The sequence below is a fragment of the Moorena bouillonii PNG genome, from assembly GCF_001942495.1.
In the GTDB taxonomy this organism is placed as follows: domain Bacteria; phylum Cyanobacteriota; class Cyanobacteriia; order Cyanobacteriales; family Coleofasciculaceae; genus Moorena; species Moorena bouillonii.
Genome location: NZ_MKZS01000001.1, coordinates 4,303,993 through 4,328,328, shown reverse-complemented (window position 1 = coordinate 4,328,328; position 24,336 = coordinate 4,303,993). Strand labels below are relative to the sequence as shown.

General features: G+C 44.9%; 17 protein-coding genes, 1 tRNA gene and 1 pseudogene. 8 read left to right on the top strand and 11 right to left on the bottom strand.

Features of this window, described 5'->3' with window-relative positions:
* Positions 1-54 precede the first annotated feature (54 nt).
* The 5 genes from BJP37_RS36760 to BJP37_RS17610 all read right to left on the bottom strand — a co-directional run bounded on the left by BJP37_RS36760 (position 55) and on the right by BJP37_RS17610 (position 10,215).
* Complete coding sequence (locus BJP37_RS36760; protein ID WP_143727661.1) at positions 55-255, bottom strand: hypothetical protein; 201 nt, start codon at positions 253-255, stop codon at positions 55-57.
* A gap of 33 nt (positions 256-288) precedes the next feature.
* Entirely contained in the window at positions 289-4,689 is a 4,401-nt protein-coding gene (locus tag BJP37_RS17625) for an AAA-like domain-containing protein (protein ID WP_075900687.1), read from the bottom strand.
* A gap of 202 nt (positions 4,690-4,891) precedes the next feature.
* Positions 4,892-6,952: an AAA-like domain-containing protein gene (locus BJP37_RS17620; RefSeq protein ID WP_075900685.1), complete on the bottom strand. Its 2,061-nt coding sequence runs from the start codon at positions 6,950-6,952 to the stop codon at positions 4,892-4,894.
* Positions 6,953-7,094: 142 nt separating this feature from the next.
* The gene (locus BJP37_RS17615) at positions 7,095-9,887 is read right to left on the bottom strand and encodes a DUF3769 domain-containing protein (RefSeq protein WP_075900683.1); all 2,793 of its coding nucleotides are present in this window, start codon (positions 9,885-9,887) and stop codon (positions 7,095-7,097) included.
* Positions 9,888-10,098: 211 nt separating this feature from the next.
* Entirely contained in the window at positions 10,099-10,215 is a 117-nt protein-coding gene (locus tag BJP37_RS17610) for a photosystem II reaction center protein I (protein WP_075900681.1), read from the bottom strand.
* Positions 10,216-10,431: 216 nt separating this feature from the next.
* Here BJP37_RS17610 and BJP37_RS39435 point away from each other — a divergent pair, with 216 nt between their 5' ends.
* Entirely contained in the window at positions 10,432-10,614 is a 183-nt protein-coding gene (locus tag BJP37_RS39435) for a hypothetical protein (protein ID WP_158069638.1), read from the top strand.
* Positions 10,615-10,751: 137 nt separating this feature from the next.
* Here the strand turns inward: BJP37_RS39435 and BJP37_RS17605 are convergent.
* Positions 10,752-10,823: transfer RNA gene (locus BJP37_RS17605), tRNA-Thr, on the bottom strand.
* Between the two features lie 72 nt (positions 10,824-10,895).
* On the opposite strand from BJP37_RS17605, the gene BJP37_RS17600 reads away from it, so the two are divergent.
* Positions 10,896-11,195, top strand: a complete 300-nt coding sequence (locus BJP37_RS17600) for a DUF3493 domain-containing protein (RefSeq protein WP_075900679.1) — start codon at positions 10,896-10,898, stop codon at positions 11,193-11,195.
* Positions 11,196-11,420: 225 nt separating this feature from the next.
* Positions 11,421-12,056 carry an FHA domain-containing protein gene (locus BJP37_RS17595; protein WP_075900677.1) on the top strand — a complete coding sequence of 212 codons (636 nt, stop codon included), beginning with the start codon at positions 11,421-11,423 and terminating at the stop codon, positions 12,054-12,056.
* A 237-nt stretch (positions 12,057-12,293) separates the two neighbouring features.
* Here BJP37_RS17595 and recA read toward each other — a convergent pair whose 3' ends face one another.
* Both recA and BJP37_RS17585 read right to left on the bottom strand, forming a co-directional pair.
* The gene (gene recA / locus BJP37_RS17590) at positions 12,294-13,379 is read right to left on the bottom strand and encodes a recombinase RecA (RefSeq protein WP_075900675.1); all 1,086 of its coding nucleotides are present in this window, start codon (positions 13,377-13,379) and stop codon (positions 12,294-12,296) included.
* 257 nt (positions 13,380-13,636) lie between these two features.
* A pseudogene (locus BJP37_RS17585) lies at positions 13,637-14,717 on the bottom strand (RNA-guided endonuclease InsQ/TnpB family protein).
* A 452-nt stretch (positions 14,718-15,169) separates the two neighbouring features.
* On the opposite strand from BJP37_RS17585, the gene xseA reads away from it, so the two are divergent.
* Entirely contained in the window at positions 15,170-16,405 is a 1,236-nt protein-coding gene (gene xseA, locus BJP37_RS17580; protein WP_075900673.1) for an exodeoxyribonuclease VII large subunit, read from the top strand.
* 17 nt (positions 16,406-16,422) lie between these two features.
* Here xseA and BJP37_RS17575 read toward each other — a convergent pair whose 3' ends face one another.
* The 3 genes from BJP37_RS17575 to BJP37_RS17565 all read right to left on the bottom strand — a co-directional run bounded on the left by BJP37_RS17575 (position 16,423) and on the right by BJP37_RS17565 (position 19,207).
* Complete coding sequence (locus tag BJP37_RS17575) at positions 16,423-17,703, bottom strand: aspartate aminotransferase family protein (RefSeq protein WP_075900671.1); 1,281 nt, start codon at positions 17,701-17,703, stop codon at positions 16,423-16,425.
* Positions 17,704-17,776: 73 nt separating this feature from the next.
* Positions 17,777-18,424 (bottom strand): response regulator transcription factor, encoded by a 648-nt coding sequence (locus BJP37_RS17570; RefSeq protein WP_070393620.1) that lies wholly within the window; start codon positions 18,422-18,424, stop codon positions 17,777-17,779.
* A gap of 291 nt (positions 18,425-18,715) precedes the next feature.
* On the bottom strand, positions 18,716-19,207 hold the full coding sequence (locus tag BJP37_RS17565) for a (2Fe-2S) ferredoxin domain-containing protein (RefSeq protein ID WP_143727659.1): 492 nt from the start codon (positions 19,205-19,207) through the stop codon (positions 18,716-18,718).
* Positions 19,208-19,586: 379 nt separating this feature from the next.
* Here BJP37_RS17565 and groES point away from each other — a divergent pair, with 379 nt between their 5' ends.
* The 4 genes from groES (at position 19,587) to BJP37_RS17545 (ending at position 24,112) form a co-directional block, all read left to right on the top strand.
* Positions 19,587-19,898 (top strand): co-chaperone GroES, encoded by a 312-nt coding sequence (gene groES / locus BJP37_RS17560; protein ID WP_075900669.1) that lies wholly within the window; start codon positions 19,587-19,589, stop codon positions 19,896-19,898.
* Positions 19,899-20,010: 112 nt separating this feature from the next.
* Positions 20,011-21,642 carry a chaperonin GroEL gene (groL, locus tag BJP37_RS17555; RefSeq protein ID WP_075900667.1) on the top strand — a complete coding sequence of 544 codons (1,632 nt, stop codon included), beginning with the start codon at positions 20,011-20,013 and terminating at the stop codon, positions 21,640-21,642.
* A gap of 251 nt (positions 21,643-21,893) precedes the next feature.
* Complete coding sequence (locus tag BJP37_RS17550; protein WP_075906202.1) at positions 21,894-22,862, top strand: J domain-containing protein; 969 nt, start codon at positions 21,894-21,896, stop codon at positions 22,860-22,862.
* Positions 22,862-24,112: an ATP phosphoribosyltransferase regulatory subunit gene (locus BJP37_RS17545; protein WP_075900665.1), complete on the top strand. Its 1,251-nt coding sequence runs from the start codon at positions 22,862-22,864 to the stop codon at positions 24,110-24,112. Before BJP37_RS17550 ends, BJP37_RS17545 begins: the two co-directional genes overlap by 1 nt.
* Positions 24,113-24,336 lie beyond the last annotated feature (224 nt).

Genomic DNA, 24,336 nt, shown 5'->3' with positions numbered 1-24,336 from the left:
TAACATATTTTGAAAAATTTTGTAACAAACTGGTCGGGAGTCGGGAATCGGGAGTCAGAAGTCTGAAGTCTGAAGTCTGAAGTCTGAAGTCAGCTTAGACTTACGTTTGCTGAGTTTAGGAATGTTTGGGGCATCTTGGTAGAATAGGCATCTTGGTGGAACAGGCATCTTGCCTGTTAAAGTTTCCAGGCGCTGACGGCTGACCGCTGACGGCTGACCGCTGACGGCTGACCGCTGTTCGCGTAGCGTGCGCATAGCGCATATGCTTGCCTATTGCCTTCCCTACCCTTACTCCTCAAGTAAACCCTTCAACACCTCTTCCGTAAAAGGATTCTTACCAGCCCGGAGCTCATCTATCCATTTTTGCCGTTGTGCTTTCCACTCACCCTCATTAATCGAGTCTACAAGTTTCTGAAAGTCTGATATTGCTCCTGCGGTATCCCCAGTCAGAGCCCTAGCCAAACCACGACTATCAAGAATACCGACATGTTCAGGTTCTTTTGCTACTGCTTTTTCACAGGCATCCATCACGTCAGTAGCATATCCATGGAGGCTACCAAACCAACAGATTTGATTCCAAGAATAAGTATAAATTTCTAGGTTTAGATCTAGTTGTTGTGCTTCTTTATAGAGAGATAAGGCTTTGGTTAATTCACCCTTTTTTGCTAACTGCTCACCTTGTTTAACTTTAGCGAGTGCTGCTAGCTGTTTGGCTTTTATCTCTGGCTGTAATTCTAGCTCCGGATTCCATGCTTGGGCTTTTTGGAACTTAGCAATAGCACCATCCACATCCCCCTGGTTTGCCAATTCCTCTCCTTGTTCAACCAAAGTGGGTGCTGCAAGGTGTTTGGCTTTTGTCTCTGGCTGTAATTCTAGCTCCGGATTCCATGCTTGGGCTTTTTGGAACTTAGCAATAGCACCATCCACATCCCCCTGTTTTGCTAACTCTTCACCTTGTTTGACAAAACCAGAAGCTGCAGCTATTTTGCCATCTGAATTTTGGCATTTTTTTAAGCTATCTAGGGATTCAGGATATTCCACAAAGTAATTTTCAAGCAACTTACAGCCCCTAGCTAGCATCTCATCTAAATCTTCAACTGCCCAGAGTCTGGCAGTATTGTCCGATGATGCCGTAGCCAGCATCTTACCATCTCGGCTAAAACTGATACTATTGACTGAGTCTTGATGTCCTTGAAACAGTGCTAATTGATTTCCTTCTAAATCCCAAACTCTGACCGTTTTGTCTCTTGATGCAGAAGCAAGCATCTTACCATCTCGGCTAAAACTAATACTATTGACCGAGTCTTGATGTCCTTGAAACAGTGCTAATTGATTTCCCTGTAAATCCCAAACTCTGACTGTATTGTCGTCTGATGCCGTAGCAAGCATCTTACCATCTCGGCTAAACCTTACACTCCATACCGAGTCTTGATGTCCTTGAAACAGTGTTAATTGATTGCCCTGTAAATCCCAGAGTCTGACCGTATGGTCCGATGATGCCGTAGCCAGCATCTTACCATCTCGGCTAAAACTTATACTCCATACCGAGTCTTGATGTCCTTGAAACATTGCTAATTGATTGCCCTGTAAATCCCAGAGTCTGACAACAGTATTGTACCTTGATGCTGTAGCCAGCATCTTACCATCTCGGCTAAACCTTACACTTTCTACCGGGGATTGATGTCCTTGAAACATTGCTAATTGATTGCCCTGTAAATCCCAGAGTCTGACAGTTTTGTCCCATGATGCGGTAGCGATGGTTTTACCATCTCGGCTAAAACTTACACTATTTACCGAGCCTTGATGTCCTCTCAACAGTGCTAATGGATTTCCTTCTAAATCCCAAACTCTGACCGTTTTGTCGTCTGATGCCGTAGCGAGGGTTTTACCATCTCGGCTAAAACTTACACTCGATACCAAGCTTTGATGTCCTCTCAACACAGCTAATTGCTTTCCCTGTAAATCCCACAGTCTCGCAGTATTGTCGGATGATGCGGTAGCCAGGGTTTTACCATCTCGGCTGAAACTTACACTATTTACCCAGCTTTGATGTCCTTTAAACAGAGCTAATTGATTTCCTTCTAAATCCCAAACTCTGACCGTTTTGTCGGATGATGCCGTAGCCAGGGTTTTACCATCTCGGCTAAAATTTACACTATTTACCGAGGATTGATGTCCTCTCAACAGAGCTAATTGCTTTCCCTGTAAATCCCAAACTCTGACCGTTTTGTCCGATGATGCCGTAGCTAGGGTTTTACCATCTCGGCTAAAATTTACACTAGTTACCGAGCCTTGATGTCCTCTCAACAGTGCTAATTGATTTCCTTCTAAATCCCAAACTCTGACCGTTTTATCGTCTGATGCCGTAGCCAGGGTTTTACCATCTCGGCTAAACCTTACACTATTTACCGAGCCTTGATGTCCTTTAAACAGAGCTAATTGATTTCCTTCTAAATCCCAAACTCTGACCGTTTTATCGTCTGATGCCGTAGCCAGGGTTTTACCATCTCGGCTAAACCTTACACTATTTACCGAGCCTTGATGTCCTGTCAACAGAGCTAATTGATTTCCTTCTAAATCCCAGATTCTGACCGTTTTGTCCGATGATGCCGTAGCCAGGGTTTTACCATCTCGGCTAAACCTTACACTATTTACCGAGCCTTGATGTCCTGTCAACAGAGCTAATTGATTTCCTTCTAAATCCCAAACTCTGACCGTTTTGTCCGATGATGCCGTAGCCAGGGTTTTACCATCGGGACTAAAACTTACACTGTTTACCGAGTTTTGATGTCCTTGAAATCTTCTCTTTTCTTTGAATTTACTAAGACTCTGCTGTAGAGCATAGACAGGACTGATGGCAGGATAATTATCCAAAGGACGATCATCTTTCACGATATTAAATAGCTGTTGCCCAGTCTCCATGGCTGAGTATAAAAGCTCTCGATTGCCATAGTAAACATTATCCTCTGGTAAGCGCCGTAAAATAGTAATCCCTTGTTGTTCTAGTCGGGTACCTGTTTTAGCTTCTTGTATGTTTTTAGCAGTGATCATAGCAATAATTATTGCTACAACTGAGAACAAACCTAGACTAATACCCCCTATGAGTATAGTTCTCTTGGCTTTCTTTTGAGCTTCAGTTAACGTCTCATTGGCCTCGGCTAATATTCGACTTTCTTGTGCCAATACCCTGCGGTCTAATTCCTGACCAGCAGCTAAAAACTGATAATCCAAATCGCTCAAACTTTTACCCTTAGCCCAAGCTTGAGCATCCTGTAACGCTACCCCCCGCAACAAACGAGCTTCATCCTTACATCCAGACTCAACCCAAGCAGTAAAGGCTTCAGCATAGGGACGCAGTCTCGCTAATTCCTGCTTAACCCAATCCCTATCAAAAACACTGCCATAAATCCGGTTGTTAACGCTCAAATAGCCATTGCGCTCCACGACCAACCCCGATAGCCTTAATTCTGTCTGTTCTTCACTGCCATCAGCGGCAAGACTACCCTGATCTAATACGTGCTGATACAATCCCAACAGCCTACTCGCCCGTTGCTCATTTCTGAGAATGCGATCGCGTATAGTTTTCAAGTGCTCTGGCTTATCCTGAGATACCCAATTCTCAATAATCTGGGTACGGGCAACCTGTGCAACTCCAGTTCCCCCCTTGTTAAGGGGGGTTAGGGGGGATCCCAGTCTTGAACGGCTGTGGATGGATCCCCCTCCAGAATTGCTGCCATGGGATCCCCCTCCCGTCCCCCTTAATAAGGGGGAAGCCAGAACAGGGTTAGATTCGCCTCCAGAAGTTCCCTCAACTCCAGTTCCCCCCTTGTTAAGGGGGGTTAGGGGGGATCCTCCTCCAGAAGTGCTGCCATGGGATCCCCCTCCCGTCCCCCTTAATAAGGGGGAAGCCAGAGCATTGTCCACCATTAACTTACACAACTTCTGGGTCAAAAACGGTTGTCCCCCTGTCCAGGTCAATATCTCACCTAACACCTGTTTCGGATTATCCACTTTCCCTACCAAACCAGGAAGCAGTGGTGTTTTCGCCTCCTCAAAGGTAAAGCCAGTCAATTCAATATCCCTACCAATATTAAAGGGAGTGCGCTGTTTATCTTGAATCAAATCCGCTGGAGTTGCTACTCCCAGCAAACAAAAACTCAGGCGATTGTAGGCAGGATTTTCCGCTCGTTTGTTATAACAACTGCGAATAAAGGCAAAGAAATCATCTTTAAAGGCTAATTTAATAATACTGTCAATTTCATCTAGAAAGATAACAATAGTTTCCGGAATAGTTGCCAACAATACCGATTCAATAAACTTGCCAAATCCTAACAAGGGAGCGATGTGTTCTGTTTCTCGAAACCAAGCCTCTTCATCAAAGTTACTTGATAGCTTAAACTCATCCACCAGCATCACTATCAAGCTTGAATACCACATCTCTACCGGTATATTCTCTTTCCCAATCATAGTAAAATCGATACAACCACAGGCTACTCCTGCTTCCTGGAGACGCTTCATAGTTTGTACCCGTAAACTAGATTTACCCATCTGTCGCGAGTTGAGCACATAACAAAATTCCCCAGCCATCAAAGCGTGAAAAATTTCATCATCAGCTTTTCGCTTAGCATAAGTTGTGGCATCTTGAGGTAAACTTCCCCCAACTTGGTAGATTGTTGATTGGTTGGTCATGATCAGAAAGGGAGTAGGGAGTAGGGAGTAGGGAGTAGGGAATAAAGAAGCTATCAGCTATCAGCTATCAGCTTTCAGCTTTCAGCTTTCAGTTTTCAGTGTTATCAGTTTTCAGTGTTATCAGTTTTCAGTTATCAGTTTTCAGCCCACGGCTGACCGCTGACCGCTGACCACTGACCGCTGACCGCTGACTGCTCCCTAACTATAAAATCCTGTTACTAAAATATTCACGATACAAATTATATCGAGGAATACAATCATTACCGATTGCTCTGACTAATCCCAGACTTTCTAACAGATACGTTTCCTTATAATCCAGGCGCACAGCTTTAGTAGTCGTCAGTAACTTTTTGAAAGGGTTTAGTAAATTGGGATGAAGAATGAGATTATTCAAAAGTTCTCGCAAATGATGGCGATAAATTCCTGATTCTGTCGGAGCGGTTTCTAAAAGATGCTCCATAGTCATGTTGGTATTTTTGCTAAGAGTAGAGAAAGCCAGCGTCAACAAATAAGGATGTCCTCCTACCATTTCCCTTAATTGTTGCCCTGAATCAATGGATAAATCTAGCCCATAGAGATGAGCTAAACTCTGAATGTTGTTTAAATCCAAGTCCGATAACTCTACTGCTTCTCCCACATTAAAAGGAGACTGATTGATATCCAATTCAATATAAACTTCGGTAGAATAAACGACAATCAACCGCAGGTTTTTCCAAAGTTGATTATTTTTGGAATCCTCATGCCACGTGCGCAGCAACCCTAGAAATTCCCCAGCTACTTCTGGATAAGGAAACACGCGATCAACTTCATCCAAACACAAAACTACAGGACTGGATAAAGACGCTAACAGATACTGCTCAAAATATCGTTGACAATTTACCTTACTATATAATCGTTTACTCCAATACTTATCCAACTGGTCTGATAAGCCTAAGTTGTCACCAACCCGCACGCAAAACGACTGTAAAAATACATCCAAGTCATGGCAAGGTAACTGATTCAGATTTAAATAAACGGTGCCATAACTCTGAGACTTAGCATAATCAAGAATGCGATTACTGAGTAAGGTTTTTCCCATCAGCTTCGGTGCTTTAATCCGAATTAGCGCCCCTGGTTGTAAAATCTTTTGATAACACTCAGCATCTTGGGGACGTTCTATATAACAGTCTCTAAATTTAGCGGTTATTTGTGGTTGATTATTGGTGCTATTTGTGCTATTATAGTTACTAATATTATTTGGTAATTCAATACCGAGTAATGTTAAAAATTCTGGTATAGACTGAGGGCGATCGCTAGCCACCAAATTCATGGCATTGAGAATGGATTGACTTGTGCGATCGCTAATCTGGGGATTAAGATGGTTTGGTGGTGGTAATACAGCTCCCTCAGCCCGCTCATCAGCTGGTACTGGTTCATTTCCAGTTAAGAGAACATACAAGGTAGCGGCCAAAGCATAAACATCGGTGTAGGGACCGAGTTGCGCTCGCCACTGATATTGTTCCAGAGGAGAATAACCTGGAGTCACAGCACAAAGATGAGTTTGTGTAACCCCAGGGACAAACTTAGTGGCAATACCCAAATCAATCAACACGGCACCAGAACCATCCTGACCCACCATGATGTTATTAGGTTTAACATCTCTATGGAGCAACCCTTGCTGATGAATGTCCCAGAGGGCGCTACCAATTTGCTGGATGTAGAGCAAGGCTTTCTCTTCCGAAAGCACACCCTGCCGTTTCACCAGATCCGACAAGGTTTCCCCCTCGATGTATTCCATGATTAGGCAGGGAAGTTCACCTTCTCGGATGATTTCTTCATATAAACGGACTAGATGAGGATTTCCACAGCTACATTGGGCTAACTTTATCGCTTCATTGGCGAATATTTTCCAAAATTCTAATAAATTATCTTGGCGGAGTACATGATTAAGGATAGTTTTGATAACAATGCGATCGCCTGTTTTAGTTCGGGCTAAATAGGTAATACCCAGCCCACCTTGTCCTAGTTTTTTTTCGATGGTGTACTTACCCTTTTGTAGCCGATAACCAGGGAGCCAGGTAATAGTACTTACAACGTTGCTGTGGTTAGGTCGCTGAGTAGTTGAGGGAGGTTTGTAGGGAGCATAAGGCTCTCCAAGCGTAAGATGTATGGCTTGTGTGGTGCTGCTATGACGAATTTTAGGGGAATTAAACCAGCGTTTAACTGCGTTATTTAACCGCTGCTTGAATTTCCCACAGACTGACCGATGCTTATTAGCCTTCATTGGAGATGCCCAACCTATCCACGATATTAATTTGGTAGGGTTTATATTTCCACACAAATAATTTTAACGTTTCTGATAATTATCAGAGCCATTCAATTTTCTTCACCCTACACCCTACACCCTACACCCAACTCCCTACTCCCTAATCATCCTCCCAGCTATTGCTAAACGTATCAAAAGGCTCCGTTGCACCTGTCCAATTAAAATCATTAATTCGTAAACCAACTAAACCCCGTTGTTGAACTGGATTATAGCGCAATAAAATATTGTAGCTTCGACGAGAATACTCTAAAAAGAAATCAGTACTAATTTCCTGATTAGTATCTAAATTTAGGGAAGTCTGAAAACCCACTCGAAAGGGACCATAGAGTTGTTGGGTAATACCAGCATTAAGAATACGAGTATCTGCAACTCGGTCGAATAAAAATGGTGATGTATTTCCTAAAGCTACCTGACTATAGCTGATATTAAAACCCGTATAGTCCAGAAACGGTTTAGAAAAATGACCGAATTGCCCAGTTAAGCCAATGTTCCCACGGAGAAACTCTTGAGAATCACCGTTACTATAGGCACTAGCAACACCCGTAATGGATGAATTCAGTTGAATATTGGGAAGCAGTGGTGCTGGTGTATAGCGCATACCTTCTTCAGCAGTTGCTGGCAAGATTTTACCTTGCCAAAGGGGTTGTGTCCAAGTTAAGGTTGCACTCCCTTGATAACGGGTCAAATTAATCCGATTGTTATCCCGAGGTGGCAGAGGTAGCAAGTCTACTCGATCTGTGTTAGCGTTAATACGCTGAACGCCAGCTTGATATCGAATGGTCAAGCCTGTTTGCCCGATGGGAATTGTCGGTGATTCAAATATACCCCCAATACTACTCTGAACGGTTTGGAAACCCAAAGACCCATTGAAAAGGCGATCGCGGTAGCTGGATTCCAAAGTTAAGCGATGAGGATAAGTGGTGCCAATAGTTTGTCGGAGCCGCAAACTTCCCCGAGATTCGTTTTCTAGATCATCAGGATCCAGACTAGTGAGTTCTGCGGAACCTATTAGTGTAGTACGTGGCCCTAAGGAACCATCAAGGTCAACAAGCAAACCAAAGTTAGCGGGATCAATTACGCCACCACCTTCTGGATCATTGTTCTCATCTTCATCATTGTCTCCAAGAATAGCTTTTTGAAGAAAGAACTGTGGTGTTAGACTAAACCTGACCGAGGGAGTGTCCAGTACCTTGAAGCCACGCTGAATAAACACACCACCCCGGTCGTCATCATCATACCCAAAATCCAATAAACTCGGTTGCCGCTCACGGCGGTCAATCACAAACCGTTCACGAAATGTAGGCAAGGAAAACCCTTGATCAAACACAAGTCGAGGGTTCTTGGCAACTACTTCGTCTACTTCTGGGGAAATCCGCCGAAATCGAGCATTCTTGGTGCGCCACTCCAACTCTGGTGGAGAAAAGGGGTCGTTGGTAATTCTGACATTAGTAGCAACTCCTTCTAACCCGTCAAACTCCACCCGGTCTGCTTCATAGCGGAATCGATTGATAGTCCCTTCTATGTCAGGGGATTCTAAGGTTGTTGTGCTTGTCCCAGTTTCAGCATTGGGAATAACCCGAGCACCAAACTCAATGGCAAAGGCTCCGGGATTACTAATTCCAGTTAAGGGCTGGCTATTAATAATTCGGCGACTGACCGGTTGAGTTGGGGGGGGTGGCCCAGAATCTGAACTTGCTCTGACAAATTCTCCCCTAGCCTTCAAAACCACACCAGTATCTTGAACAAAATAATACTCAAAGCGCTCTCCCTCTAGCACCTGGTTACCACGGGTCAGAGCCACATTCCCATCCGCAACCACAATCCGAGTAGGCAAGTTTACTTGCAAACGGTCAGCTTCTAGTAAGGCATCTTGAAACCGCAAGGTAACATTGCCCACCGCTGTAATCACTTGTCTGGTTTGGTCATACTCCTGACGGTCTGAAGTCAGTTCAAGTATGTCTGGCTCATTAGTATCGAAGGTACTTGTGGGAGCAGTAACCTCGGAATCTAACTCGGAACCAGATTGGGGTTGAGACAAGTCTTGGTCTGATTGTGGTGTAGTCTCGTCTAGGGAAGGTGGGTTAGATTGTTCAGGGATGATTAACTCAAACTCTCTAGTCTCTCCCCCCCGCTCTTGAGCTATAATACGCTTGCTCCTAGGCAATGGCAAAGGGCAATTTGGACTGATGCTTAAGGGGTCATCTGGCCTGGGTAAAGTTTCGAGAGTAGAACATGGTTTGGGGTAAGAGTTAACAGCGAAGAATCTTTCTTGATTCCCAGGCTCAGGTGTTAGCTCAGGTTTAAGCTGAATTGAAGTATGAATGGGCGATCGCGTAGTTTTGGGAAAGCCCCCTAAATCCCCCGAGCGAGCAATCCCTCCCTCGGGGGGACTTGGAAGGTTTTGTTCCCCCCAGCGAGGGATTGCTCGCTGGGGGGCTAGGGAGGCCGAATCATACCCAGAATCAGCAACCCCTGTCTCAGAAGTAACCGAGATTGATCGTGCTTCTGGAGTTGGACTCTTGAGTAAGGAGGTTAAATCAGGATGGAGTGGTTGCTCTATTGCTGGTTTTAGAAGAGATTGTTGCCACTGTTTTCCTTGCCCTAGTTGCCAATTGTCTTGGCTGTTTGTTATCCTTAGCAAGGTCTGGCCAACTGCTCGGGAAATAGGTAGACCTAAGCTAGCAGCGCTTTTGTCTGTGCCTAATATTGGTAAAGCCTCAACCTTGAGCTCTCCTGTCGGGTACGGTTTGAGCAGTGCCTGGTTTTGCTGTGTTTGGTACGGTGCCGAAACAGTTATTCTTTGAGATAATTTATCTAGGTCGCTAGTGGTCTGGGAAAGTTTAACAGTTTGAATAATTGCGGGTACGACCGGCGGCTGAACTGGCTGGGGCATGTTTCACTAATTGGCTGGTGTTTTAGTATTCAGACCAACAATCCTTGACTCAATCCCCAAGATTGTAGTTCCAATTGGGTTATCGACAAAGACAGCCCATATTACTATTAATTAAGCACAAATACAAAACCACCCTATTCGAATAGGGTGGTTTTGTGTGGATAGTCCCTTGTTAAAGAGCTGTGGCTATCTCTAGTTGAGCGGTCGCTATTTACTCGAAATCCTTCCGCTTGGGGTTACGAGATGGGTCGTTTGACAAGAATCCAAAGACAAATAAGCCAATAAAGAAGCTAACGACTACATAAACAACGATTTTGAGGGTTACCATGTTGAGTTCTCCCAAGAAGATATGAAATACGGAAGATGAAGCACTACGTGAGACATGGCTCCGATGGTGAAAGTTCTAGGTTACCAACCCTAGAACTTTCACCATCGGAGCTTTTGACACGACTAACTTCATACTTTTTTAAGATCATACCTAAAGGTGGCTCCCATTTAACGTTTAATATCCTGAAAAGTGGGATAAAAGCTGGGTAAGCAGTCAGTGGTCAGTGGTCAGTGGTCAGTGGTCAGTGGTCAGTGGTCAGCCGTCAGCCGTGAGCTTTTAGCTCACGCTACGGGAACAGCCGTCAGCTTATTTTATTCAAAAGCACCGATTGCGCTACGGAAAGGCTGCGCGAACATTAGCCTACGTAGCACAGGCTTCGACGCTGGGACTGATAGCTGATAGAACCTCAAGTAGGGTGGCCAAAGGCCTTTAGCTGATAGCTGATACGCGACACGCTGATACGCGACACGCTGATACGCGACACGCTGATAGCTGATAACTGATAGCTGATAACTGATAACTGAATGCTTACCCAAAGCCGATGAGCGGATTTGAACCGCCGACCGTCCGATTACGAATCGAATGCTCTACCACTGAGCTACATCGGCACCAGTTTATTAATATAGCAAATATTACTATAGCAATAGCAAATCAGTCAGCTAAGTTAGGGTAAAACATTAATGACAAACTCGAACTCAAAAAATCCTGACCCCAATCCCAAAGTCTCTCGGCAAAAAATTAATCCAGAGAAGTATGCCAGGCTAAAAGCAGAAGCCCAACATCCCTACCGAGGCTTAAGAAAGTTTATCTATATTGCCTTCGGTGCCTCTGGTTTTATCGGTGCAATGGTTTTTTTAGCCCAGTTAGCTGCTGGGAAATCTGTAGCTACGGCCATGCCTAACTTGGCTCTGCAAATTGGTGTAGTTATGTTGATGGTTTGGCTATTTCGCCTGGAAAATAAGGCAGAAGGAAAATTATAGTAGGAAAACCTTGACACTCCTTGGATCCACAGAGGAATCTCAGGGTATAATAGTAGGATAAGAAAATTATGGAAGCCATGCAAGCCATGGTGATCATAGCCTATCTAACGGCTTGGATTAGGTTTGAAGTAAATGTTTAGGCTCGTCTAGATTTTACCGAAAAGTATCAATACACTCTACTAGACAAAAAATCTTTAGCTGGAAAAAACTAACCATCCTATTGGCTTGTTTGAAACACGATATGTAGCTGGTGTCATTCAGGGTCAACAAGCCTATTTGCTGACTAACCTAGTGAATGGTAAAAGTCAAACCCTGCTCCAGCCTCAAGGAATTTGGACAATCGGTCGGGGACGCCAGTCAGCAATACAGCTCCCCGAGAAGCGTTTGTCTAGAGATCATGCTGCTATTCAGCACATTCAGAAGCAGGGATTTTACTTAATTGACCTGAAGAGCACTAATGGTTCTTTTATCAATGGAAAACGAGTCAAAGGACCTCATCTGCTCCAGGATGGGGAGTATGTTCAACTTGCTAGCATTAGTTTTAGTTTTTTCTTTTGCAAACAGACTAAGACTGTAGACAACATTAGCTCAGATATCCTAGCCCAAATCGAAGCTTTAGCAGCAGAAAACAACTTAAGCAGTGTTCAAGCAACAATTGCCTCATCCTTATCTCAAGATCAGATCAGCCGAGATACTAACCCATTTCTAGAGCCGCAAGAAACAGACGTATTTGCCTCAGAAGACTCTGCACAAGAAATGCAAGAGCTTGAAGGAGCAACCTCCTCTGATGAACTCACTCCGGCTCAGCAGTTAGAAATTCTAGACCGCTTTTTAATTAGAAAGTACACTGAAGAAAAGTGAGTTGTAAGCATTAAGCTATCAGCGGTCAGTGGTCAGCGGTCAGCCGTGAGCTTTGTGGCACAGGCTTCCAGCCTGTGACTTCACTCAGATTAAACCAATCCTTACCTGTTGTCTTTATGCAATAGCAAGTGGGAGGAACCACGGCAGCGCGGGCTGCATCGCTTATTCAAAAGCTGATAGCTGATAGCTGATAGCTGATAGCTGATAACTGATTGCTGATAGCTGATAACTAATAAATTAAGCCTCCTCATCTCCTGCTTCGATGCTATCCCCGTCCTTGCTATCCATAGGAGCTACTGAGTTAGCGGAAACTACTGCTCCCATGTCGAGAGCCTGACGTACTTGCTGCTCAATATTCTCAGCAAACTCGGGATGTTCAACTAAATACTTAACTGTATTATCCCGACCTTGAGCAATATTGTCCCCATTGTGGCTATACCAGGCTCCCTTGCGCAGAATGACTTTGGTTTGTTCTGCTAAATCCACCAGACACCCTAAGCGGGAAATCCCTTGGCCAAAAATAATGTCAAACTCTGCAATGCGGAAAGGAGGGGCAACTTTATTTTTGGCAACTTTGACTTTGGCACGAATCCCATATTCCCCCTCGTTAGATTTTTTCAGGGTTTGAATGCGACGAATATCCAGGCGAACTGAAGCATAGAACTTAAGTGCATTACCACCCGTAGTCACCTCTGGGCTACCATAGGTGATGCCGATTTTTTGTCGTAGCTGATTGAGGAAAATAACAGTACACCCAGACTTACCAATGTTACCAGCAATTTTTCGCAGCGCTTTACTCATCAACCGCGCCTGTAACCCAACTTGGTTGTCACCCATTTCCCCTTCAATTTCTGCACGGGGTACCAAAGCAGCTACGGAGTCAATCACAACGATATCCACTGCCGCAGAACGAACCAGTTGATCCACAATTTCTAGGGCTGATTCCCCTGTGTCAGGTTGAGATACTAAAAGGTTTTCGATGTCAACCCCCAAAGCTGCAGAGTAGGTGGGATCAAGAGCATGTTCTGCATCAACAAACGCTGCAACTCCCCCAGATTTTTGGACTTCTGAGACAGCATGCAACGCTAGGGTTGTCTTACCAGAGCTTTCTGGACCATAGATTTCAATAATGCGACCTTTCGGCAGACCACCCCCCAAGGCTAAATCTAGGGTAATTGCCCCACTCCGAATTGTTTCCACTTTCATGCGGGTGGCATCACCCAAGCGCATGATGGCACCCTTACCAAAACTACGCTCAATTTGTTTTAGTACCAGGTTCAGAGCTTTTTCTTTTTCGGGACTGTTTGTGATTGGGGTAGCCATGGATGCCTCAAAAAATTTACTGTATCGGGACGGGTTTTGTAGTTTTAATTCTCCCCCTAAAGAAACATGGGGGATTGAAAGGGGATGTTGCTCAAGGAATTATAGACTATAATTAATGATCCATTTTAACTGTTTAAGCTCCTTGAGCTGCTATGAGAAACTGATATAACTCGGTAGAAACCGTGTTAAAGTTCCCTTCCTGCTTCCTCCAGATTATCTGGGTTTCATAGGGTGTCGGCACTTCCTATTCCACAGGCTTAAACCGAGAAGCCCTCGGCATAACGTTCTAAATTAAGGCTTGCGTTCAGATCACGATCAGCGGTGTAATCGCAAGCCTCACAATTAAAAACTCGTTCTTTGAGTGGCATTTCTTGAACATGACCACAGCTTGAACAGGTTTTAGTGGATGGATAGAACCTATCCGCAAAAACCAGTTGGCAGCCGTACCACTCCGACTTATATTCGACCTGGCGACGAATTTCATAAAGAGCGGCATCGGCTATAGCACCTGCGTGCTTTGTGGTTTTTCAACAGACCGGAAACATTCAAATTTTCTAACCCAATGACTGCGTGGTTCTTGCAAAGCCAAGAGGTTAATTTATGGATTGCATCTTTCCGGATGTTAGCGATGCGTTGATGAACTTTCGCTAATTTCAGCTGAGTCTTATTTCTGTTGTTAGAACCTATCTGTCTTCTAGATAGTTCTCTTTGAAGTCGGGCTAGTTTATTTTGAGCTTGCTTGTATGCTCTGGGATTATGAAATACAGTCCCATCCGAACAGGTAGCTAAAACTTTAACTCCCACATCAACACCCAGATATTCTCTAGACTTTGGGGTAGATTCCGACTCAAATTCGTAGGCTACAGAGATATACCAAGAATTAGCTACTCGACTGATTGTGACTCGCTTAGTCTGGATTTCGGGTAGAGGTTCATAGGTGCTAACCCATCCAATAAAGGGGAGTTTTAATCGAGTTCCTGAAAACTCCATCACCTTCCCACAGTTATCCAGGGTAAAGCTATCATTTCTACCTTTTTTCTTGAATTTCGGATGTTGAGCCGTACCTTTGAAAAAGCGATTGAATGCTTCTCCTAAGTGCATGAAGACGAATTGATAAACCCTAGAACTTAAGGTAGCTTGCCAGGTATATTGAGGCTTCACATGATTGGTGTAGAACTTTTTAAGCTTGTTAGCGGAAGGTTTTAAACCGGCTTGATAAGCTTCGTTCCATATATTTAAAGCCCAATTCCAAACCCATCTTGAATAGCCGGCGTGTTGAGCCATCAAGGTTTTTTGTCTGTTATTCAGTTTTAATTGGGTCTTGAAGGCTCTTTGCATAAGTCTGGCACACTATTGGTTTAAGCTACTTAGTCCCCGAACTACAGTTAACAACATACTTATAGTATCGCGTTGTACCGCGAATTTTTAACTAAGTTACTCCTCTGTGCAAAACTGCTTGGTTAAGCTGGGTAGGAATGCTGAGGAGGATCAGTACTTGGGTAAAGTATAGTACAAAAGTACTTATTTGTAAAGAAATTATCTGAAAGGAACTAGTGAAATTTTCTGATAGCTTCGCTTTCCGTTCTCCGTAGGAGACGCGGGGCGCGAACGGGCGCGCACCTGTTGCTATGGGTATGAATCTTGGCATGGGCTACCCACTAGGAAATACTTTTGTTCAGGATTTAACTAAAATTGATTATATAGAATCAGCAAAAGCCTTGATCAGTCACTAGGAAACAATCAAGAGCATGATATGAAAAATTATTAATTTATTAACGATTACCGATACAATGAACTCATCTACAATTAATTCCCTATTCTCAGAAGCAATTGTGTCGGTTGCTGGGTTAACCGACTATATCCAAGAGTTGTTAGAGGAAGATAACCAACTCCATAGAGTTTGGGTGATTGGAGAAGTTTCTAGTAGCAACCACCATCCAAAAGGGATGTTTTTTACCCTCCAAGACCCAGATGCCAAGGCTACTATACAGTGTGTAGCCTGGAGGAGCCAGTTAAGCAAGCTGGTGCAGCTACCAGCAGTAGGAGAACAGTTGATTATTTTGGGCAGCCTCCGAGTTTATCCTCAGCGGGGACAGTATCAGCTGAATGTCTGGCAAGCCTTACCGGCGGGTGAGGGGTTGCAAGCCTTGCGCTCACGCCAATTACGCCAACGATTTGAAGCAGAAGGATTATTTGACCCACAACGAAAGCGCCCCCTGCCGATTCATCCTGAAACTATTGCTGTGGTTACCTCTCCCCAAGCGGCTGCTTGGGGAGATATTAAACGTACACTACAGCAACGGTATCCTGGTTTACGAGTCTTGTTTTCACCGGCTCAGGTTCAGGGGGAACTTGCGATCGCATCAATAGTTAACGCTATTGATCGAGTCGAGCGGGATGGCAGAGCCAAACTGCTGATCTTAGCTCGGGGGGGTGGAGCATCAGAAGATTTAGCTTGTTTCAATGATGAACGGGTGGTGCGAGCAATTGCTCAATGCTCAATACCAGTGATCACCGGTATTGGTCATCAACGGGATGAATCCTTAGCTGACTTAGTAGCTGACCACAGTACTCACACCCCGACAGCAGCAGCGGAAAAAGCTGTACCAGAACTGATCACCCTTTATGCTGAACATCAACAGCGGCGGACGACCCTTTATCAAGCGGTGACTCAAATCACAGAGGCATCTTGCCATAAACTGCACCATCTACGAACACGATTGCGACACCTAGCTCTAGACCAACAACTACACCAGGAACAAAATGCGATTGAATTCCAGCATCAGCGATTGTTACAAGTGACATCAAAGCGTCTGAGCCAAGGGTACCAGCACTATCAACTTCTCAGGGAAAAGCTCAATAGCCTTGACCCTCAAAAAGTCCTACAACGAGGCTATGCACTAGTGCGCACCGCAGGGGGAACTATTGCTTCGTCTACAGAGAATTTGGCTTCTGGAGAAGAACTACAAATTCAGTTAGGTGAGGGTCAAGTTAACGTCAAGATTATCGAGATTGTTGATACTTGACGGTTGAGGGTTGACGGTTAAGCTAAAGCTTGTAAGGCTTGCTCTACGATAAGAGCCGCTTGGTCAACTTCCTCGGCTGAGACAATTAGGGGTGGAACAAAGCGAACTACCTTTGGTCCTGCTGGTACCAACAACAAACCCCGTTCCATCACAGCTTTAACTACATCGATTGAAGTTAGATCAATATTTGATTTCAGTTCAAGCCCATTAATTAAACCCCAGCCTCGCACTTCTTCAATCACTTCGGGATATTTATCAGCGATCGCTGAGAGTCTGGTGCGCAGCTGTTCACCCCGCACCTGAACATTTTGCAAAATATTCTCCTGTTCCAAGGTTTTTCCTACAGATAGGGCAACTGCACAGACAAAGGGATTACCACCAAAGGTGCTAGCGTGCTCTCCCGGTTGGAAGATATCACAGAATTTCTTAGACATCATCGCTCCAATGGGAATGCCACCAGCCAATCCCTTAGCACTGGTGAAGATATCTGGCTCTATTCCCAGATTTTGATAGCCCCAGTATTTACCAGTGCGACCCATACCCACCTGAACTTCATCTAGAATCAGTAGAATGCCAGTTTCATTACAGATCTTTCTAACTTGCTGGAAGTAGTCTAGGTCTCCTGGGCGAACACCCCCTTCTCCCTGCAATGGTTCGAGCATCACTGCTGCTACCCGCCGATTTCCCTCATCAATATCTGCGATCGCATTTTCCAATGCCTGAATATCGTTATAGGGTACGTACTCGAACCCAGGTACCAAGGGGTCAAAGTTTTTTTGGTACTTAGGCTGACCAGTAGCCGTGATTGTTGCTAAGGTGCGCCCATGGAAACTGGCGTTAGCGGTCAAAATCACTGGTTGTTCAATATCGAGCACAGTGTGGCCATATTTCCGTGCCAGTTTGATAGCAGCTTCATTAGCCTCCGCTCCCGAGTTACAGAAAAATACTCGTTCTGCACAAGAATGGTCAATGAGCCACTTCGCTAATGCCCCTTGCTCTGGAATGTAGTAGAGATTGGAAACATGGTTTAGCTTTTGGATTTGCTTAATTACCGTTTCTACCACAACTGGGTGAGCATGACCTAAGGTACAGGTAGCAATCCCTGCCACAAAGTCAAGATAGTCTCGCCCAGAAGTATCCCAGACATGGCAACCGGCACCCCACTCTAAGGCAATAGGAAAGCGTCCATAGGTTTTCATGACCCTAGCATCGAATGCAGTTAGGTCATAAGGTGCCCCCCCAGCCGGAGCTGACTCTGCCGGTGGCGAGGGATTGTTAACAATAGTTTCTGGGCTCACGAGCTTAGTCCTTGTGTGATTAGTGAATGGTCAAGGTTGGCTTTCTAGGATTTACCAATCAGCGTACGGAGCGTTATGCCATACTATTTTCAATTGCCCAACGAGCTAATTCAGTACGGTTATGGAGACCAGTTTTCCCTAGCATGTTCGATACATGACTTTCTATGGTACGCTGAGAAACATTCAGTTTCTCAGCTATTTCCCGATTTGCCATACCTCTTGCCACAAACTGGACAACCTTTAGCTCAGTAGGAGTCAACTCAACATCGTAAGGAACCTTAATTTTGGGTGTGCTGTCTGGGCCAGAACCTGAATGAAGGATTAGACGAGAAGCTTGCTTGAGGGAGGATTCCACCTGTGCTACCAGTTCTTCTGGCTCAAAAGGCTTCACCATATAAACATCCGCACCCTTATTGAGTCCCTTTACTCGATCTTGGCTTTGACCCTTGGCTGAGAGAAATAGTATGGGAATCCAGCTGGTGCGAGAATCATCTCTGACCTTTTCTACCAGGGTATAGCCGTCCATCTCTGGCATCATTACGTCACAGATAATCATATCAGGAATATCCTGCTCTAAAATGTCCAGAGCTTCTTTTCCATGTTCAGCAGTAATCACTTGGTATCCCCGAAACTCGAGGTAGTCCTTGACTAGTAATATCAGGTTGGGGTCATCATCAATCAGCAGCAGTTTTTTTTGCTCTCTTACAGCATTGTCCTTCATAACTGTAACGTTTGTTAGAATTTGCTTGCTTAATTTTCGTAAATAGTGGTAGTACCTCTTGCCTTTTCTAATGCTTGGAAGTTACCAAGCTGCTATAACTCTCCAACCAATAATCCTACCTCACCATAATTAGGGTTGGTAGGGTTCATACGGAACTTAAACTTTGCCCCCGGAACCCTAGACTGGCCAAGTCAGTAGATTTTAGAACCCGTTGTGTCGCAAAGGTGGGGTTCATGACCACGCTAGATGTTAACCTGGTTGGGGTTGCGGACGATCTGCTTCCATTGCCTGTTAGTCTGAAACAGATGTTGGAATAGTTTCTGGCAAAGGATGAACTAAAAAAGCATAGTCCTCTAAAACTTGGTTGCCAATAATATGCTCTTGAATAATCCGTTCAATCACCTCAGGAGTAGCACTGTGATACCAAACACCGTCTGGGTAAACTACCATCACAGGACCAGAGGTACAGACTCGCAGACAATTAGCCTTGGTGCGAAAAATGCAACTTGCTTGAACATCCTTGGGCTGGTCTAGTTTTAGTTCTTTAAGGCGTTTTTTGAGATATTCCCAGGATTCAAGGCTAATTTCTTTTGAGCAGCATTTGGGTTTAGTTTGATCAGCACACAGGAAAATGTGGCGCTGAATTTGATTAAGTCCTAAGCTCTTTACATGAGTTGCTAGGGTAATTTGCTGTGATCCGTCGAAAGTCGAAGTGTGAGAAATTTCAGAATTATCAGAATCAGATGCTTGGGTAGCTTCAGACTCCGTTTTGTCTGCTGGCATGAGTTTTACGGCTTTTGTGTGAGGATGAGTGGAAAGGGAGAGAGTAAGAATATACCTGTTATATCTATTTGCTTATTTTAGTTATCAGTGATCAGCAGTCCATTGGTTGCAGTTCTGTTCTTTTCAGCAATTGCTGGGACTAAGGTCAAGCCTTCAATGAAACAGGTACAAGCTACAGCATAGTCATACGCATACACAGAGAATAACTCAAAGCTATATCATCTGTGCATTCGCCATCTGTTAACCTGCTATGAGTTCGGGAACCCGTACAGAGGTATTTATTGCCATCTCCTGCTGATTTTGAGTAAATTAGCACTCAGGAGCTGAGAGTGCTAAATCGGCTCAGATGAATCAGATGAAGTAGAGAGGAAAAACTGATATGGCAGCTGTAACTCTGAGTGTTTCCACCGTTAAGCCCTTAGGGGATCGAGTTTTTGTTAAGGTAAGCCCCGCTGAAGAAAAAACTGCTGGCGGTATTCTACTACCCGATAACGCTAAGGAAAAGCCTCAAGTTGGGGAAATTGTACAGACCGGACCTGGCAAGCGCAACGATGATGGTTCTCACGCTGCTCTCGAAGTCAAAGTAGGGGACAAGGTCCTTTACTCGAAGTACGCTGGTACCGATATTAAGCTAGGCAACGAAGAGTACGTTTTGTTGTCAGAGAAAGACATCTTGGCAGTCGTCAGCTAACACCTTGAAGGTGAGTAAACAGCAAACAAGTTGAACCCTTAAATTTTAAACCTTTCACCTTCAACCTTTCACGTTCAACCTTAATAACCCTTAGGAACTGAATTCAAAACCTATGGCTAAGCGCATTATTTACAACGAAAATGCTCGTCGCGCCCTAGAAAAGGGAATGGACACTCTGACTGAAGCTGTAGCTGTCACCCTTGGACCAAAAGGTCGCAACGTAGTGTTAGAGAAGAAGTTTGGTGCTCCTCAAATTGTTAATGACGGTGTCACCATTGCTAAAGAGATTGAACTGGAAGACCACATTGAAAACACTGGTGTTTCTCTGATTCGGCAAGCAGCTTCAAAAACCAATGATGCTGCTGGTGATGGGACTACAACCGCTACGGTACTAGCTCATGCTGTGGTCAAAGAAGGCTTGCGCAACGTTGCTGCGGGTGCTAACCCGATCGCCCTGAAGCGGGGTATTGATAAAGCTACTGCGTTTCTGGTGGACAAGATTGCTGAACATGCTCGTCCAGTAGAAGACTCTAAAGCCGTTGCCCAAGTTGGTTCTATTTCTGCGGGTAACGATGAGACCGTTGGTCAGATGATTGCTGACGCAATGGACAAAGTGGGCAAAGAGGGCGTGATTTCCCTTGAAGAAGGGAAGTCTATGACCACTGAACTAGAAATTACTGAAGGGATGCGCTTTGACAAAGGCTATATCTCTCCCTACTTTGCTACTGACACTGAGCGGATGGAAGCAGTTCTAGAAGAACCTCACCTCCTGCTCACTGACAAGAAAATTACCCTGGTACAAGATCTGGTGCCAGTACTTGAGCAAGTGGCTCGTTCTGGCAAGCCGTTGCTGATTATTGCTGAGGACATTGAGAAAGAAGCCCTGGCAACCTTGGTGGTCAACCGCCTACGGGGTGTTTTGAATGTGGCAGCTGTCAAGGCTCCTGGCTTTGGGGATCGCCGTAAGGCTATGCTGGAGGACATTGCTACTCTAACTGGTGCACAAGTAATCACTGAAGATGCAGGTCTAAAGCTTGACAACGCCAAGCTGGAAATGCTTGGTAAATCCCGTCGTGTGACCATAACTAAGGACAACACTACTATCGTTGCTGAAGGTAACGAAAATGCAGTGAAGGGTCGTTGTGACCAAATCCGCCGTCAGATGGACGAAAGCGATTCTTCCTACGACAAAGAAAAACTGCAAGAGCGATTAGCTAAGCTGGCTGGTGGTGTCGCAGTGATTAAAGTGGGTGCTGCGACAGAAACGGAAATGAAAGACCGCAAGCTGCGTCTGGAAGATGCCATCAACGCTACTAAGGCAGCTGTAGAAGAAGGTATTGTCCCTGGTGGTGGCACAACTCTAGCTCACCTGACTCCTGAGCTAGAAACTTGGGCAAACGAGAACCTTAAGGCTGAAGAACTTACCGGTGCTATGATTGTTTCTCGTGCCTTGTCTTCACCTCTGAAGCGAATTGCCCAGAATGCTGGTCAAAATGGTGCGGTGATCGCTGAGCGAGTTAAAGAAAAAGATTTCAACGTTGGTTACAATGCTTCCAATGGTGAGTTTGTAGATATGTTTGAAGCTGGTATCGTTGACCCAGCTAAGGTAACTCGTTCTGCTCTCCAAAATGCCGCTTCCATCGCAGGTATGGTGTTGACCACTGAGTGTATTGTGGTAGACAAGCCTGAGCCTAAGGACAATGCTCCTGCTGGTGCTGGTATGGGTGGAGATTTTGATTACTAAAGCCTACGGAATTAATTAAAGTACTCTAATTGGACTATAGGTGCGCTCTTACCATTAAGAATTAAATTCCCGTGGCCGTGCGCGCCTTTCGGCAAAGCCAACGCGGGGCGCGAACGGTCGCGCACCTATAGCTAATTACAGCTGCTTCTTCAACGAAGCAGCTGCTTTTTATTACCCAAACAAACCTAGATTCTCTAATCTAAGAGATACTAGAAACGAGCCTTGCAGCAGTTGAGATGGGACAGTTGCCTATGTCTTTGAAAATTGAATACGGACTCTTCAAGCTTGATTTCACTGACTACCACGCAGTTTTAGGAATTCCAGTTGATGCGGATGTTAAGGCAGTCCGTCAACGCTACCTTCAAATTGCTAGACGTTTGCATCCCGACAGTTGCAAAGCCAGTACCGAAGCGGAAAAAAAACAAGCAAATCTGCTGTTAACACGGCTGGTTAATCCCGCTTATGAACAGCTCTCTAGAGGTCATCGTGACTATGCTGCTAGTCTAAGCCACTTGAGTAAGCGGTTAGGGGCTCAAGGAGATAAAATTTCCCTAGCTAGCGTAACGGCTAAGCAATTATTACAAGCAGGGGCAAATTTAGATAATCTTTACAGAAGCTCAGTTGACCACCTAGCATCAGAGCAATACCAAGCCCTTGACCAAGCCTTGGCAAAAATTGCCGAAATCAGTGAACTTAACCTAGTTTATTTGATGTGTAAAAGTGGTAAGGGCGAAACGGTAAAAACTTCTGTGTCAACCCCTGTGAAAACTCAAGGAACTGGTGTGACCCAGCCAAATAGTCAGACTAGTACCGCTGGCACATCACAGGGAGGGTCGGTTGGGCCTAAGGGAGTATCACGAGTGGATAGCTATATCCGCCGTGCTGAAGGATATTTGGTGAAAAACAATTTTGCTGCGGCAGTTCTGGAGTTGCGAGAAGCTCTGAAGTTGGACCAAAACAATAGCGACTGCCATAGTTTATTGGGAATTGCTTATTTGAAGCAAAATAAGGGGACAATGGCTAAAGTACACATTAATAAGGCGTTGCAATTGAACCCTCAGAACGAAAAAGCATTGAAGGCGAAACAGATTCTCAATGAATTAACCCCCAAAAGTGGCGGTAGCCAACCAAAAGTTTCGCCTGAAGCAGCTAAAGGGAAACCTTCCAATAAATCTGGTGGTGGCTTATTTGGTGGTTTATTTGGTGGAAAGAAAAAGTAATGATTCATCAACCACCCCCAGGGGCAAGGGATTTACTCCCCCTAGAAGTTACCCAAAAACGCTGGATTGCTAACCACTTACAGCAAGTATTTCACCGCTGGAGTTATCACCGGATTATCACATCAACCCTAGAATGGTTGGATACCCTGATGGCAGGAGGAGCTGTTGAACGTTCCACGGTCATCCAGTTGCACGATGCTGAGGAAGGAACGCTGGGGCTGCGTCCAGAATTAACGGCATCCATAGCCAGAGCAATGGTCACTCGTATTGCTGGCAGTAATAGTGAAGCCTGCCTATCCTTACCCCAGCGACTCTATTACAATGCCAATGTATTTCGACGACCAAGTATAGGTCACCACGGACGTCAACTAGAGTTTTACCAGTCGGGGGTAGAATTATTGGGAGTTGGTGGGCTCTTGGCAGATGGGGAAATTTTGCTGTTGCTAGCCGATTGTCTTAATAATTTAGGGTTACAGCAGTGGCACCTGATTTTGGGAGAAGCTCGGCTAACGCGATCGCTTTTGTCTCCCTTCCCCAAACCTATGCAAACAAAGGTTCGTCAAGCTATTGCCTATCTTGACCGGGTTAGCCTAGAAACCTTACCCCTCTCTCCAGAATTGCGAGAGCGGGCATTGTTTCTCTTTGACCTGAGGGGAGACCCTGCTGATGTTTTGCAAAAGGTTGCTAGCTTGGATTTAGACTCATCAGAACACGAGATTGTGACCAATCTCAAATCCCTGGTGGAACTTTTAAATAGTAGTTCCCCTAGCCCCTTACCGATCGTTCTTGACCTGACATTAGTACAAACCTTTGACTATTACACTGGTATTGTCTTTGAAGTAGTCAGTAGTAGCGAGGGCTCTAGCCGAGTTTTAGGTCAGGGAGGGCGGTACGATCAATTGCTGAGTGTATATCATCCTCAAGGAGAAAACTACCCTGGAGTTGGTTTTTGCCTCAACCTAGAAGACCTTCATTATGTCTTACTGTCCAGTAATCAACTACCCAGCCGAACACCAGCTAGTGATTGGTTAGTAGTGCCAGAATTGCCCGAAGCTGAGGCAATCGCTCTTACCTATGCCCAAAAACTTAGAGATTCTGAGCATTTGGTCAGGGTAGAAATGGATTTAGGGGGACGCTCACCAGCACAAATTAGAGAATACGCCCTGGGTCACGGTATCACCTACATTGCCTGGGTACCAGCCGATGGCACTCCTAGGATTGAGACCGTAAGTGACATACTCCCACACTGAATCCTTCGCTTAGCCTGGCCTTTGGCCAAGATTACAGTGTGGGCTTCTTACCAACTCCGGCCATCGCTTAGGATACTCGGTAAGCTTTATTAACGATACGGTCAGAAGTTACCGCAAGAAGAGTGGAGCCTTTATGGTTAGCAGGCTATGCATAACAGGGTTAAAACTTTATGATTAAGGCTCCACTCTTCTAAGGTTTCCTCTCCGGGATGCCCCTCCGCACC

What these genes read in the sequence shown, in the direction of transcription:
- BJP37_RS17570 (WP_070393620.1), bottom strand. Translation starts at nt 18,424, where the DNA reads ATGAAGGACAATGCTGTAAGAGAGCAAAAAAAACTGCTGCTGATTGAT.
- BJP37_RS17615 (WP_075900683.1), bottom strand. Translation starts at nt 9,887, where the DNA reads ATGCCCCAGCCAGTTCAGCCGCCGGTCGTACCCGCAATTATTCAAACT.
- BJP37_RS17545 (WP_075900665.1), top strand. Translation starts at nt 22,862, where the DNA reads ATGATTCATCAACCACCCCCAGGGGCAAGGGATTTACTCCCCCTAGAA.
- BJP37_RS17625 (WP_075900687.1), bottom strand. Translation starts at nt 4,689, where the DNA reads ATGACCAACCAATCAACAATCTACCAAGTTGGGGGAAGTTTACCTCAA.
- BJP37_RS17565 (WP_143727659.1), bottom strand. Translation starts at nt 19,207, where the DNA reads ATGCCAGCAGACAAAACGGAGTCTGAAGCTACCCAAGCATCTGATTCT.
- BJP37_RS36760 (WP_143727661.1), bottom strand. Translation starts at nt 255, where the DNA reads ATGCGCACGCTACGCGAACAGCGGTCAGCCGTCAGCGGTCAGCCGTCA.
- BJP37_RS17550 (WP_075906202.1), top strand. Translation starts at nt 21,894, where the DNA reads ATGTCTTTGAAAATTGAATACGGACTCTTCAAGCTTGATTTCACTGAC.
- BJP37_RS17610 (WP_075900681.1), bottom strand. Translation starts at nt 10,215, where the DNA reads ATGGTAACCCTCAAAATCGTTGTTTATGTAGTCGTTAGCTTCTTTATT.
- BJP37_RS17600 (WP_075900679.1), top strand. Translation starts at nt 10,896, where the DNA reads ATGACAAACTCGAACTCAAAAAATCCTGACCCCAATCCCAAAGTCTCT.
- xseA (WP_075900673.1), top strand. Translation starts at nt 15,170, where the DNA reads ATGAACTCATCTACAATTAATTCCCTATTCTCAGAAGCAATTGTGTCG.
- BJP37_RS17620 (WP_075900685.1), bottom strand. Translation starts at nt 6,952, where the DNA reads ATGAAGGCTAATAAGCATCGGTCAGTCTGTGGGAAATTCAAGCAGCGG.
- groES (WP_075900669.1), top strand. Translation starts at nt 19,587, where the DNA reads ATGGCAGCTGTAACTCTGAGTGTTTCCACCGTTAAGCCCTTAGGGGAT.
- groL (WP_075900667.1), top strand. Translation starts at nt 20,011, where the DNA reads ATGGCTAAGCGCATTATTTACAACGAAAATGCTCGTCGCGCCCTAGAA.
- recA (WP_075900675.1), bottom strand. Translation starts at nt 13,379, where the DNA reads ATGGCTACCCCAATCACAAACAGTCCCGAAAAAGAAAAAGCTCTGAAC.